The 13,808-nt window shown below is 70.2% G+C and carries 10 protein-coding genes and 1 pseudogene; 3 read left to right on the top strand and 8 right to left on the bottom strand.

All coding sequences use genetic code 11. The annotated features are described in order from the left end of the window. The first annotated feature begins 2 nt into the window (after positions 1-2). Both araD and ACLBX8_RS11675 read left to right on the top strand, forming a co-directional pair. Positions 3-1,733: an L-arabinonate dehydratase gene (araD, locus tag ACLBX8_RS11680; protein ID WP_447715135.1), complete on the top strand. Its 1,731-nt coding sequence runs from the start codon at positions 3-5 to the stop codon at positions 1,731-1,733. Between the two features lie 51 nt (positions 1,734-1,784). Next, positions 1,785-2,789 (top strand): SMP-30/gluconolactonase/LRE family protein, encoded by a 1,005-nt coding sequence (locus ACLBX8_RS11675; protein WP_447715134.1) that lies wholly within the window; start codon positions 1,785-1,787, stop codon positions 2,787-2,789. Between the two features lie 134 nt (positions 2,790-2,923). Here ACLBX8_RS11675 and metH read toward each other — a convergent pair whose 3' ends face one another. From metH to ACLBX8_RS11655, 4 genes are all read right to left on the bottom strand, one after another. Next, complete coding sequence (metH, locus tag ACLBX8_RS11670; protein ID WP_447699174.1) at positions 2,924-6,676, bottom strand: methionine synthase; 3,753 nt, start codon at positions 6,674-6,676, stop codon at positions 2,924-2,926. Positions 6,677-6,841: 165 nt separating this feature from the next. Further along, on the bottom strand, positions 6,842-7,093 hold the full coding sequence (locus ACLBX8_RS11665; RefSeq protein WP_091927525.1) for a hypothetical protein: 252 nt from the start codon (positions 7,091-7,093) through the stop codon (positions 6,842-6,844). A 42-nt stretch (positions 7,094-7,135) separates the two neighbouring features. After that, positions 7,136-8,056, bottom strand: coding sequence for a methylenetetrahydrofolate reductase [NAD(P)H] (gene metF, locus ACLBX8_RS11660; RefSeq protein WP_447681066.1), 921 nt, complete (start codon positions 8,054-8,056; stop codon positions 7,136-7,138). A 56-nt stretch (positions 8,057-8,112) separates the two neighbouring features. Beyond that, on the bottom strand, positions 8,113-9,138 hold the full coding sequence (locus ACLBX8_RS11655) for an ArsR/SmtB family transcription factor (protein WP_447699175.1): 1,026 nt from the start codon (positions 9,136-9,138) through the stop codon (positions 8,113-8,115). A 186-nt stretch (positions 9,139-9,324) separates the two neighbouring features. Between ACLBX8_RS11655 and ACLBX8_RS11650 the strand changes: the two genes are divergently transcribed. Continuing rightward, positions 9,325-9,906 (top strand): histidine phosphatase family protein, encoded by a 582-nt coding sequence (locus ACLBX8_RS11650; protein ID WP_447681065.1) that lies wholly within the window; start codon positions 9,325-9,327, stop codon positions 9,904-9,906. A 3-nt stretch (positions 9,907-9,909) separates the two neighbouring features. Here ACLBX8_RS11650 and ACLBX8_RS11645 read toward each other — a convergent pair whose 3' ends face one another. The 4 genes and pseudogenes from ACLBX8_RS11645 to ACLBX8_RS11630 form a co-directional block, all read right to left on the bottom strand. Further along, the gene (locus ACLBX8_RS11645) at positions 9,910-10,806 is read right to left on the bottom strand and encodes a bestrophin family protein (RefSeq protein ID WP_447699176.1); all 897 of its coding nucleotides are present in this window, start codon (positions 10,804-10,806) and stop codon (positions 9,910-9,912) included. A 123-nt stretch (positions 10,807-10,929) separates the two neighbouring features. Next, entirely contained in the window at positions 10,930-11,868 is a 939-nt protein-coding gene (locus tag ACLBX8_RS11640; RefSeq protein WP_447699177.1) for an ROK family protein, read from the bottom strand. Beyond that, on the bottom strand, positions 11,868-13,241 hold the full coding sequence (locus ACLBX8_RS11635; protein WP_447681063.1) for a dicarboxylate/amino acid:cation symporter: 1,374 nt from the start codon (positions 13,239-13,241) through the stop codon (positions 11,868-11,870). The genes ACLBX8_RS11640 and ACLBX8_RS11635 overlap by 1 nt, the downstream gene beginning before the upstream one ends. 231 nt (positions 13,242-13,472) lie before the next feature. Then, a pseudogene (locus ACLBX8_RS11630) lies at positions 13,473-13,808 on the bottom strand (hypothetical protein); the annotation flags it as partial.

Raw genomic sequence — 13,808 nt, 5'->3', positions numbered from 1 at the left:
CGATGACCGCGCGCAAGAAGACCCTGGAGGATCTGCGCAGCCAGCGCTGGTTCGGCGCCACCGACCTGCGCAGCTTCGGCCACCGCTCGCGCATGCTCCAGATGGGCTACGAGCGGGCGGATTTCACCGGCAAGCCGATCGTCGGCATCATCAACACCTGGAGCGACATCAACCCCTGCCACCAGCATTTCCGCGAGCGCGTCGAGCACGTGAAGCGCGGCGTCTGGCAGGCGGGCGGCTTCCCGATCGAGCTGCCGGCGCTGTCGCTGTCGGAGAACTTCGTCAAGCCGACCACGATGCTCTACCGCAACCTCCTGGCCATGGAGGTGGAAGAACTGCTGCGCCAGCACCCCGTGGACGGCGCGGTGCTGATGGGCGGCTGCGACAAGACCACACCCGGCACGGTGATGGGCGGGATCTCCATGAACCTGCCGATGGTGTTCCTGCCGGCGGGACCGATGATGCGCGGCCATTTCGGCGGGACGATCCTGGGCTCGGGCTCGGATGTCTGGAAGTACTGGGCCGAGAAGGAGGCCGGGAACATCACCGCGCAGGAATGGAACGACATGGAGGCGGGCATCGCCCGCTCCGCCGGAACCTGCATGACCATGGGCACGGCCTCGACCATGACGGCGATCACCGAGGCCCTGGGTTTATCGCTGCCCGGTTCGGCCTCGATCCCGGCGGCCGACGCCGACCATCCGCGCATGGCCGGCGCCTGCGGCCGGCGGATCGTCGAGATGATCTGGGAGGACCTGAAGCCGTCCGACATCCTCGACCGCCGCTCGGTCGACAACGCGCTCGTCGTCCACAACGCGCTCGCCGGCTCCACCAACGCGATGATCCACCTCGTGGCCATGGCCGGTCGGGCCGGTATCCCGGTCAAGCTCATCGAGTTCGACGAGTTCGCCCAGAAGGTGCCGGTCATCGCCAACCTCCGGCCCTCGGGTCAGTGGCTCATGGAGGATTTCCACATCGCGGGCGGCATCCGCGCCCTGATGGCGCGCCTGTCCCCCCTCCTCCACCTCGACGCCCGCTCGGTCACCGGCAGCACGATCGGCGACGGGCTCGCCGGCATGCGGGTGTTCAACGACGACGTGATCCGCCCGCTCGACCGACCGATCGTGGCCATGGGCGGGACCGCGATCCTGTACGGCAACCTCGCCCCGGACGGCTGCGTGATCAAGCCGCCGGCCGCCGACCCGCGGCTGCTGCAGCACACCGGTCCCGCGCTGGTCTTCGACAGCTACGACGCGATGAGCGCGGCGGTGAACGACCTCGACCTCGACGTCACGCCCGACCACGTGATGATCCTGCGCAATGCCGGCCCGATCGGCGGCCCCGGCATGCCCGAATGGGGCATGCTTCCGATCCCGAAGGTCCTGCTCCGGCAGGGCGTGCGCGACATGGTCCGCATCTCGGACGCGCGGATGAGCGGGACCAGCTACGGTGCCTGCATCCTGCACGTGGCGCCGGAATCGGCCGCGGGCGGCCCGCTCGCGGCCGTGCGCGACGGTGACCTCATCACCGTGGACGTGCCCGGGCGGCGGATCCACCTGCACCTCGACGACGCCGAGATCGCGGCGCGGGTGAAGGCGTTCCGGCCGCCGGACCGGTCTTATCCGCGGGGCTACAACCGGCTGTTCGCCCAGCACGTGCGGCAGGCCAACGAGGGCTGCGACTTCGACTTTCTGGAGGGCGCCGGCGGTATTCCGGAACCCGAGATTCACTGACCGGCCCGAGCCGTCGGCAACAGGCGGCAGGTCACACCACAGGGAGGTACCATGGTCATGATCGCACGCAGGGGACTGCTCGCCGGGGCGGCCCTGCTCGGTGCCGCGCGGGCGGCCGGAGCCGGCTGGGAGCCGTCGCAGCGGGTGCCGGACCCGGCCGTCGAGATCCTCGACCCGGCCTTCGCCAAGTACCGGCTCGCCTCGGCAACGGTGGAGCGGGTCGCCACCGGCTTCCGCTGGGCCGAGGGGCCGGTCTGGTTCGGCGACATGGGATCGCTGCTGTTCAGCGACGTGGTCAACGACCGGATCATGAAGTGGGAGGAGGCGTCCGGCAAGCTCTCGGTGTTCCGCAAGCCGTCGAACTACGCCAACGGCAACACCCGCGACCGGCAGGGCCGGCTGATCACCTGCCAGCACAGGACCCGCAGCGTCACCCGCACCGAGCACGACGGGAGCCTGACCACGCTGATGGACTGGTTCGACGGCAAGCCGCTGAACTCGCCGAACGACGTGGTCTGCCATTCCGACGGCGCGGTCTGGTTCACCGACCCGGCCTTCGGGCCGAACCCGCACGAGTCGATGGCCGCGCCGGAGCTTCCCGGCAACGTCTACCGGATCGATCCGAGGACGGGACAGGCCAGCGTCGCGGTCGAGGGCGTGGCGGGTCCGAACGGGCTCTGCTTCTCGCCGGACGAGTCCAAGCTCTACCTCATCGAGGCGCGGGCGAAGCCGAACCGCCTGATCCGCGTCTACGACGTGGTCGAGAACGGCACCAAGGCCGCGAACGTCCGCGTCTTCTACGATGCCGGCACCGGCACGCCGGACGGCTTTAGGGTCGACGTCGACGGCAATCTCTGGTGCGGCTGGGGGATGAGCGAGGCCGAGGACGGGATCATCGTGTTCTCGCCTCAGGCCAAGCTGATCGGCCGGATCCGCCTGCCGGAGCGCTGCGCCAACCTGTGCTTCGGCGGACTCAACCGCAACCTGCTGCTGATGACGTCCACGCACTCGGTCTATTCACTGTACGTGAACACGCGGGGTGCGGGGACCTGCTGAGGTTGGATGGGCGGCTCGCGCCGCCCTGCCGTCCTTGCGGAGCGAAGCAATCCAGGGGCGTCAGGCCGACCGATGTCGCGATGCCCTGGGTCGCTTCGCTTCGCTGCGCTCGCGATGACGGTGGTGCCCCGCCCCTACTCCGCCGCCTGCGGCATGTACCGCGCCGGATCGTAGTTCAGGATCGGGCCGAGCCAGCGCTCGACGTCGCGGACATCCATCCCCTTGCGGGCGGCGTAATCCTCGACCTGATCCCGCTCCACCTTGGCGACGCCGAAATAGTGCGCCTCCGGGTGGGCGATGTAGATCCCCGACACCGACGAACCCGGCCACATCGCGTAGGACTCGGTGAGCCTCACGCCGATCCGGCTCTCCGCCTTCAGCAGGTCGAACAGGGTGGTCTTCTCGGTGTGGTCGGGCTGGGCCGGGTAGCCCGGGGCCGGACGGATGCCGTCGTACTTCTCCAGCACCAGCTCCTCGGGCCCGTAGGCCTCGTCGGACGCGTAGCCCCAGAACTCCTTGCGCACCCGCTCGTGCATCCGCTCGGCGAAGGCCTCGGCGATGCGGTCGGCGAGCGCCTTCACGAGGATCGCCCGGTAATCGTCGTTCGCCCGCTCGAACCGCTCGGCGATCCGCACCTCCTCCAGGCCGGCGGTGACCACGAAGCCGCCGACATAGTCGGCGATGCCGGTCTCGGCCGGGGCCACGAAGTCCGACAGGCAGGTGTTCGACCGCCCGTCGCGCTTCGAGAGCTGCTGGCGCAGGCCGTGGAAGGTGGCGAGCCGCTCCGACCGGCTCTCGCCGGTGTAGAGCGCGATGTCGTCGCCGACGCTGTTGGCCGGCCAGAAGCCGATCACCGCCTTCGGGTTGAACCAGCGCTCCTCCACGATCTGCTTCAGCATCTCCTGAGCGTCCTCGTAGAGGGCGCGGGCGGCCGGGCCCTGCTCGGGATCGTCCAGGATCGCCGGGAAGCGGCCCTTGAACTCGTAGGTCTGCAGGAACGGCGTCCAGTCGATGTAGGGCACGAGGTCGGCGACCTCGTAGGAGCCGTAGACCCTCGTGCCGGTGAAGGTCGGCTTGGCCGGCTTGTAGCCCGACCAGTCGATCTTGAAGGCGTTGGTCCGCGCCTTCGCGAGGGGCAGCCGCTGCTTGTCGGCCTCCGAGCGCCTGTGGGCGTCCGCCACCTTGGCGTACTCGGCCCGGACCTTCTCGATCGTCTTCCCACGGGTCTCCTTCGAGATCAGGCTCGACACCACGCCGACCGCGCGGCTCGCGTCGGTGACGTAGACCGCCTGCCCCTTGGCGTAGGCCGGGTGGATCTTCACCGCCGTGTGGACGCGGCTCGTGGTGGCACCGCCGATCAGCAGCGGCACGTCGAGCCCCTCGCGCTCCATCTCGCCGGCCACATGGACCATCTCGTCGAGCGACGGGGTGATCAGGCCCGACAGGCCGACGATGTCGACCTTCTCGGTCTTGGCGGTCTCCAGGATCTTGGCAGCCGGCACCATCACGCCGAGATCGATGATCTCGTAGTTGTTGCAGGCCAGCACGACGCCGACGATGTTCTTGCCGATATCGTGGACGTCGCCCTTCACGGTCGCCATCAGCACCTTGCCGGCGGCCTGGCGCTTGCCGTCGCCGCCGTTGGCGCGCTTCTCCTCCTCCATGAACGGTTCGAGATAAGCGACCGCCTGCTTCATCACGCGGGCGGACTTCACCACCTGCGGCAGGAACATCTTGCCGGAGCCGAACAGGTCGCCGACCACGTTCATGCCGGCCATCAGCGGGCCCTCGATGACGTGGAGCGGGCGCTCGGCTGAGGCCCGCGCCTCCTCGGTGTCGGCCACGATGTACTCGGTGATGCCGTTGACCAGCGCGTGCTCGATCCGCTTCTCGACCGGAGCCTCGCGCCAGGTCAGGTCGGCGGTCTTGGCCTGGGCCGAGGCGCCGGTCTTGAAGCGCTCGGCGGCCTCCAGCAGGCGCTCGGTGGAATCCTCGCGGCGGTTGAGGACGACGTCCTCGCACAGCTCGCGCAGCTCCGCCGGGATCTCGTCGTAGACGGCGAGCTGGCCGGCATTGACGATGCCCATGTCCATGCCGGCCTTGATGCAGTGGAACAGGAACACCGCGTGCATGGCCTCACGCACCGGCTCGTTGCCGCGGAACGCGAAGCTCAGGTTCGAGACGCCGCCCGAGATGTGGGCGTGCGGCAGGGTCTCGCGGATCGTGCGGGTCGCCTCGATGAAGGCCACGCCGTACGGGTTGTGCTCCTCGATGCCCGTGGCGACCGCGAAGATGTTCGGATCGAAGATGATGTCCTCGGGCGGGAAGCCGACCTGCTCGGTCAGGATCCGGTAGGCCTTGGTGCAGATCTCGACCTTGCGCTCGTAGGAATCCGCCTGCCCCTGCTCGTCGAAGGCCATCACCACCACGGCGGCGCCGTAGGAGCGGCAGACCTTGGCGGCCTCGATGAACTTCTCCTCGCCCTCCTTCATGGAGATCGAGTTCACAATCGGCTTGCCCTGGATGCACTTCAGGCCGGCCTCGATCACCTCGAACTTCGAGGAATCGACCATCACGGGTACCCGGGCGATGTCGGGCTCGGCGGCGACGAGGTTCAGGAACTCGACCATCGCCTTCTGGGAGTCGAGCAGGCCCTCGTCCATGTTGACGTCGATCACCTGGGCGCCGGCCGCCACCTGATCGCGGGCGACATCGAGGGCCGCCGCGTAGTCGCCGTTGGTGATGAGCTTGCGGAACTTGGCCGAGCCGGTGACGTTCGTGCGCTCGCCGACGTTCACGAAGGGGATTTCCGGCGTGAGCACGAAGGGCTCGAGGCCCGACAGCCGCATCAGGCGCGGCACCTCGGGGATCGGCCGCGGCGCCTTGCCGGCGACGGCCTCCGCGATGGCGCGGATGTGGTCCGGCGTGGTGCCGCAGCAGCCGCCGACCATGTTGACGAGGCCGGATTCGGCGAACTCGCCGACCAGCTTGCCCATCGCCTCCGGGCTCTCGTCGTAGAGGCCGAACTCGTTCGGCAGGCCGGCATTCGGGTAGGCGCAGACCAGCGTGTCGCAGATCCGCGACAGCTCGGCGATGTGGCCGCGCATCTCGCGGGCGCCGAGGGCGCAGTTGAGGCCGAAGGTCAGCGGCTCGGAATGGCGCAGGGAGTGCCAGAAGGCCGCCGGAGTCTGGCCCGACAGGGTGCGGCCCGAGAGATCTGTGATCGTGCCGGAGATCTGGATCGGCAAGCGGATGCCGGTCTCGTCGAAGACCTGCCACGCCGCCGCGACCGCGGCCTTGGCGTTGAGCGTGTCGAAGATGGTCTCGATCAGGATCAGCTCGGCGCCGCCGTCGATCAGGCCGCGGACCTGCTCCACGTAGGCCTGCTTCACTTGGTCGAAGGTGACCGCCCGGAAGCCCGGGTTGTTCACGTCCGGCGAGATCGACAGGGTCCGGTTCGTCGGGCCGATGGCGCCGGCCACGAAGCGGCGGCGGCCGTCCTTCTCCTCGGCGAGCTTGGCGGCCTCCCGGGCGAGCCGCGCTCCTTGAGCGTTCAGCTCGTGGATGATCGACTCCATGCCGTAATCGGCCTGGGCGATGGTGGTGCCCGAGAAGGTGTTGGTCTCGCAGACGTCGGCGCCGGCCAGGAAGTAGTCGAGGTGGATCTGCCGGATCGCGTCGGGCTGGGTCAGGATCAGCAGGTCGTTGTTGCCCTTCTGATCGTGCCCGTGATCCTTGAACCGGTCGCCGCGAAAGTCCTCTTCCGAGAACTTCAGGCGCTGGATGACGGTGCCCATCGCCCCGTCGAGGACGAGGATCTTCTCCGCGGCGCGCTGGCGCAGGGCCTTCGCGATCTCGGTGCCGTCGACGGGGGCAAAATCGGTCATCGTGCGTCCTGTCAGATCACCTCGTCCTGAGGTGCCGGAGCGAAGCGGAGGCCTTGGAGGCCTCCAGATATCTCGGTGTTCCCTGGAGCCCTCCTTCGGGGCCGCTCGCGCGGCACCTAAGGATGAGGTGGAGGGTGGGCTCGATCGGTGTTTTGGGTCCTGCGGTCAGCCCGCCTTTTCCAGGGCGGCAAGCCGCTTCTCGATCGCTTCGAGCCGCTCCTCGACCTCCGCGGCGGCGTAGCGGCCGAGGACCGATTCGCCGTTCACGGCTTCACGCAAATTGTCGAAGCGGCGCTCGAGCCTATCGAAGCGCACACCGTCTACTTCCAGCTTGCGGTCGATGCGCTCGAAACCTGCTTTCATCTCCGCTCTCATCTCCCGGAGGAGCGGAACGATCAAATCCTGCGGCTCAGCCATGGCGGTGCCCCCTGCTGCGCCCGAACCGGGCGCCGCCTGAATTTAAGCCGCGGCCTTCGCGGCCGCCAGCTTCGGCGCCTGGGCGCGCAGGCCGAGCAGGTGGCAGATCGCGTAGACCAAGTCGGAGCGGTTCATCGAGTAGAAGTGGAAGTCGTTGACGCCCTCGTCCACGAGGTCGAGCACCTGCTCGGCCGCCACCGCGCCGGCCACGAGCCGGCGGGTCTCGACGTCGTCCTCCAGCCCCTCGAACCGGGCGGCCAACCAGTAGGGCACCGAGGCGCCGGTGCGGCGGGCGAAGTTCGCCGCCTGCTTGAAGTTCTGCACCGGTAGGATGCCCGGGATGATCGGGATCGTGATCCCGGCGGCCCGGACCTTGTCCAGGTAGCGCAGGTAGATCTCGTTCTCGAAGAAGAACTGGGTGATCGCCTGGTCGGCCCCGGCATCGACCTTGGCCTTCAGGGCGTCGATGTCGGCGTCGAGGGAGGCCGCCTCAGGGTGCTTCTCGGGATAGGCCGAGACCGAGACCTTGAAGTCGCCGATCCGCTTGATCCCCTTCACCAGCTCTGCGGTCGAGGCGTAGCCCTCCGGGTGCGGCCGGTAGGCGTGGCCGACACCCTCGGCCGGGTCGCCGCGCAGCGCCACGATGTGGCGCACGCCCGCGTCCCAGTAGGACTGGACCACCGCGTCGATCTCCTCGCGGGAGGCGTCCACGCAGGTGAGGTGGGCGGCGGGCTTGAGGCCGGTCTCGCGGACCATGCGGGCGACCGTGTTGTGGGTGCGCTCGCGGGTGGAGCCGCCGGCGCCGTAGGTCACCGAGACGAAGCTCGGCTGCAGCGGCGCGAGGCGCTCGATGGAGTTCCAGAGGATCTTCTCCATCTCGTCGGTCTTCGGGGGGAAGAACTCGATCGAGACGCGGATCGGGTGGTAGCCGTCGCGGCTGGCGCGGTGGGTGGAGCGGCGCATCGGGGTCTCGTCCTCTATGTCGGTCGGTTCAGACGAAGTCTGCGGAGGTCGGTGTCTCAGGCGACGGCGCGCTGAGGCTGTTCTGTGTCGGTGTCGGCCAGCTCGTCCTGAGCCAGCCCGTCCTGTGCGAGCCAGAGGGTGACGGTGAGCTGGCCCGACTCGCGGGGCGTCAGATCGCGGGTGGCGACCGTCGCGAGGCCGGACTCGGCGAGCCAGCCGGAGACCTGCTCGGCGGAGAAGCCGAGGCGCCGGTGGGCCTGCCCGGTGCGGAGGAATTCCAGCTCGTGCGGCGCGAAGTCCACTACCAGCAGGCGGCCGCCCGGCGCCACGAGCCGCGCGGCCCCGCGGAGCGCCCGGGCCGGGTCGTCGAGATAGTGCAGCACCTGATGGACCACGACGAGGTCGAAGCTCGCCCGCGCGAAGGGCGGCGCGTGGATGTCGCCCTGCCGCAGGTCCACCCTTGCCAAGCCCTGGCGCTCCAGGTTGGCCCGGGCGACGGACAGCATGGCGTGGCTCGAATCGAGCCCGGTGGCCCGGCCGGCCCGGGGCGCCAGCAGGCCGAGCATCCGGCCGGTGCCGGTGCCGAGATCGATCAGGCTGCCGATCGGGCGGTCGCCGAGGGCGTCGAGCACTGCGGCCTCCACGATCGCCTCGGGCACGTGCAGGGAGCGCAGCTCGTCCCATTTGGGAGCCAGCCGGGCGAAGAAGGTCGTGGCCGCATCCGCCCGCTGCGCCCGGACGGCGTCGAGGCGCGCGCGGTCCTCCGACAGGGGCGGCGCGGTCCGGTCGAGACCGGACAGAAGCGGGTCCGCCAAGCCGGCGCGGGCGTCGGACAGCCGAAAGAACGCCCAGGCCCCCTCGCGGTGCCGCTCGACCAGCCCGGCCTCCACCAAGAGCTTCAGGTGGCGGGAGATCCGCGGCTGCGATTGACCCAGGATGTCGGTGAGGTCGGACACCGACAGTTCCCCCTCGACGAGCAGCGCCAGGATGCGCAGGCGCGTCTCCTCCGCGGCGGCACGCAGGACGCCCAGGGCTTCCGGAAAGGGGATCGACCCCGCTTCTTGCCTGCGTTCGATAGACATAAAGATATGTTTATGTCCGTTTTCCTGCGGGCGCAAGCCCGATCTTGATCGGGTCCAAGACGGCGCGTGACGGCTCCCGACGGCATTGCCGAACCGATGAGACCGAAGCGCGGCGGCGGCGTTGATGGCAGGGTCGATGACTGGATCGATGACAGGGCCGCGGACCGCGTGCCCGGGGAGGCACGCATGGCCGAGAGCCCGTTCCCGCAGATCACGCTGGTCCGCCACGGCGAGACCGCCTGGAGCCGGTCCGGTCAGCATACCGGGCGCAGCGACATCCCCCTGACGCCGGAGGGTGAGGACGCGGCGCGCGCCCTCGCACCGCGCCTGGCGCGCCGCGCCTACGCGGAGGTATGGTCGAGCCCGTCGGGCCGGGCGGCCACGACCTGCGCGCTGGCGGGCTTCGGCGACCGCCGCGCGATCGACCCGGATCTCGCCGAGTGGGATTACGGCGCCTACGAGGGCCGGACCACGAAGGCGATCCTGGCCGAGCGGCCGGACTGGCGGCTGTTCCGCGACGGCTGCCCAAGCGGCGAGACGGCGGCGGATGTCGGTGCCCGCGCGGATCGGGTCATCGCCCGGGCCCGCGCCCGCGACGCCGACCTCATCGTCTTCTCCAGCGCACATTTTCTGCGGGTGCTGGCCGCGCGCTGGATCGGCCTGGAGCCGCGGTGCGGCGCGCTCCTCGTCCTCGGCACCGCGAGCGTCTCGGTGCTCGGCTACGAGCACGACCGCACCGAGCCGGTGCTGCGCGCCTGGAACGGGTAGGCGCTAGCGCAGCCAGTACCCGTCGGGCGCCAGCGCCTGGGGCATCGGCTCGCCGAGGGCGTGGTGGACGATGCGGTCCACGGCGCGGACCATGGCGTCGAGGGGCAGGTCGTTGGGCTCGGTGCCGAACGGCTCCTCGAGCTCGTCCCCGAGGGCGTCGAGTCCGAAGAACGTGTAGGCCACGAGCGCCACCACGATCGGAGTCGCCCAGCCCAGGGCGCCGGTGAGGCCCACCGGGAGGAGCAGGCAGTAGAGCCACGCGGTCCGGTATACGAGAAGGGTGTAGGCGAAGGGCAGCGGCGTGTTGGCGAGGCGCTCGCAGGCGGTGTGCACCCCCGACAGCGCCTCGATCCGGGCCTCGAGGAGGCCGAACTGGATGTCGCTGAGGCGGCCCGCGCGCGTCAGCGCGGCGAGATCGTGGGTGATGGCGGCCAGGACCGAGTCGGTGGGGTTCGGGCCGGACAGGTCCGATCCGGGGCTCGTCCGGTCGACGGCGGCGGCCTCGTCCAAGTCGCGAAGGCGGGCGTGGAGGCCGTGCGCGAAGGCCGACAGGCGCCGGAGCTGGAGCGCGGCCTCCCGCTCGGGCAGCAGGGCCGGGAGGGCGCGGGCGAGGTTGCGCACCTCGCCGATCAGGTTGCCCCAGTGCTTCCGGGCCTCCCACCAGCGCTCGTAGCAGGCGTTGTTGCGAAAGCTCAGGAAGATCGAGAGGGCGAGGCCGACCACGGTGAACGGCGTCACCCCCGCGCTGACCGGGAACAGCGCGGGCCACCGCGATTCCGCCCACACCACCGCGCACGAGACCGCGACGATCCCCGCGAGCTTGGGCGCCACCCGCGGCACGATCGAGCCGCGCAGGGTGAACAGCAGGGTCAGCAGGTTGGGCCGGGTGCGGACGATCATCGGGGCTTCGGCGATGCGGTGCTGCCGTCCTGCCCTGCCCCCTCCGGTCCCGCAACCGACGTCTCTGTGAGCTCGGCAGTTCGATCGACCAAGGCCGGGTCGCGGACGGGCCGCGGACAAGTCTCAGACGGTCTCCGCCTCCCACAGCCACGCCGCGCCGCGCACGCCCGACGCGTCGCCGTGCAGGCTCGCCCGCACGGGCGTGTCGAAGGCGTCGGAGAAGACGTGGGGGGCGATCGCCGCCGGCAGGCCCGCGATCAGCTCCGGGATGCGCGACAGGCCGCCGCCGATCACGATCACGTCCGGATCGAGGAGGTTCACCACCTGGGCGGCCGCGCGCCCGAGGCGCTCGAGGTGGACGGCGAGCGTCTCCCGCGCCGCCGGGCTTCCGGCCCGGGCCTCGGCGACGACCGCCTCGGCGGTGAGGTTGCCGCCGTGCCGCCGTGCGTGGTCGGCGGCCAGCCCGGGACCGGACAGCCAGGTCTCGACGCAGCCCCGGCGACCGCAATAGCATGGGGCGCCCGGCCGCTCGTCGTCGCGGGGCGCCGGCAGGGGGCCGTGGCCCCACTCGCCCGCGATGCCGTTGCGGCCCGTGAGCACCCGACCGTCGAGGGCGATGCCGGACCCGACGCCGGTGCCCAGGATCACCGCCCAGACCACGCGGGCCCCGGCGCCGGCGCCGTCGATCGCCTCCGACACCGCCAGGCAGTTGGCGTCGTTCTCGATCCGGAGCGGGCGCTCAAGGCGCGCGCCGAGATCGGCCGCGAATGGGTGTCCGTTGAGCCAGTGCGAGTTGGCGTTGCGCACGAGGCCCGTCGCCGGGGACAGGCTCCCGGGCATGCCGATGCCGACGCTGCAGGGCGTGCCGGCCTCGGCCTCGAGACGCAGGACGAGGTCGGCCACGGCCTCGACGGTGGCCCGGTAGGCGCCCCGCGGGGCGGGCATCCGCGCCTCGGCCAGGGTCGACCCGTCCCGGCCGAGCACGATCCCGGCGATCTTGGTGCCGCCGAGATCGATCCCGAGACGCGGGCGACCCGCGTTCTCCGCCGTCGGCGATCCCATCACTCGGCGGCGGCGACCTTGCTGTCGGTGCCCATCGGCTGCGGCGACTCGTCGGCGATGTGGGTGCCGATGGCGACCGGGTGGGCCATCACCTCGTTGAGCTTGGCGACGTCGAGCTCGCCTTCCCAGCGGCTGACCACCACGCAGGCGACGCCGTTGCCCACGAGGTTGGTGAGCGCGCGGCACTCGGACATGAACTTGTCGATGCCGAGGACCAGGGTCATGGCGGCGACCGGCACCGGGCTGTTGGGGATCGCCGAGAGCGTCGCCGCCAGGGTGATGAAGCCGGCACCCGTGACGCCCGAGGCGCCCTTCGAGGTCAGCATCGCCACCAGGATGATGGTCGCGTACTGGCTGATCGACAGGTCCACGCCCACGGCCTGCGCGAGGAACAGCGTCGCCAGCGTCATGTAGATGTTGGTGCCGTCGAGGTTGAACGAGTAGCCGGTCGGCACCACGAGGCCGACGACCGAGTCCGAGGCGCCGAGGCGGCGCATCTTGGTCATGAGCTGCGGCAGCACCGTCTCGGAGGACGACGTGCCGACCACGATCAGCAGCTCGTCCTTGATGTAGGCGAGGAAGCGCAGGATCGAGAAGCCCGCCACCCGGGCGATCGACCCGAGCACCAGAAGCACGAACAGGATCGCCGTGATGTAGAAGGTGCCGACGAGCCACGCGAGGTCGTAGACCTTCTGGATGCCGTACTCGCCGATCGTGAACGCCATGGCGCCGAAGGCGCCGACGGGGGCGAGCTTCACGACGATGCCGATGATCCGGAAGAAGATCTGGCCGGCGGTGTCGATCGCGTGGTTCACCGAGGCCGCGCGCTCGCCGAGATTCGTCACCACGACGCCGGTGAGGATCGAGATCAGCAGCACCTGCAGCAGGTCGCCGGTGGCGAAGGGGTCGAGGAAGCTCTTCGGGATGATCGCCAGGATGTGGGCGACGGTGGAATCGGCGGCCGCCTTGCTGGCGTAGGTCGCGACCTTGCTGGCGTCGAGCTTCGACGGGTCGGCGTTGAAGCCGGCGCCGGGCCGGATCACCTCGCCGACGATGACGCCGATCAGCAGCGCGATGGTGGACACCACCTCGAAGTAGACCAGCGCCTTCAGGCCGACGCGGCCGACCTTCTTGAGGTCGCCGATCGACGCGATGCCGTGGACGATCGTGCAGAAGATGATCGGCGCGATCATCATCTTGATCAGGCCGATGAAGGCGTCGCCGAGCCACTTCATCGACTTGCCGGTGGCCGGGTCGTACCAGCCGAGCAGCACGCCGAGCGCGATGGCGATCAGCACCTGGATGTAGAGCACCTTGTACCAGGGCTCGCGGGGCGCTGCCGCGGGAGCCGTCGCCTGGATTGCCTGTGCCATGTCCATCCCGTGCGACGACCGCGCACCCTCCCGATTTGCCGGCACGCTAGCGACTATCACTCGGCGCCTCAACGGCTGCACGCTTATCCGCCCGGAACCATCCGTGACAAAAACCTGTCATTCCCGGACGAAGATCTCTCGTACCCGAGAGCCGCGGACCCGCGAAAACAGACGGGCCGCAGCGCGATCTGCGCTGCGGCCCGGCCGTGCCTCGCGTCGTTGCGACGCGGGTCAGGTCTGCTGCTGGGTCCGGCGGGGGCGGACGGTCCAGCGCTCGAACATCGAGGCGGGATCCTCGCTCTTCCCGTCCTTGTTCTCGGCGGCGGGATCGGGCTGCTGGTGGATCGCCGCGCCGAGGGCCTGCGACAGGCTCTCGATGACGTCGTCGATGCGGGCATCCCCGTGCAGGGCGTCGCCGCTGCCGGATTGCGGGGCGGGCGTCTCGGCGGCCGGCGCGGCGTGCGCGGCCGCTTCCGGCGCGGGCTCCGGCTGCGGCTCGGGCTCGGGGTGATGCTCCGGGGCCGGCTCGGGCGGGCGCGGGGCGGCCGCGGCGGGCTCGGGAGCCGG

Source organism: Methylobacterium sp. D48H, from assembly GCF_053345715.1.
Note: the sequence above shows the minus strand (reverse complement) of the source record. Positions and strands in the feature narration are given on the sequence as shown.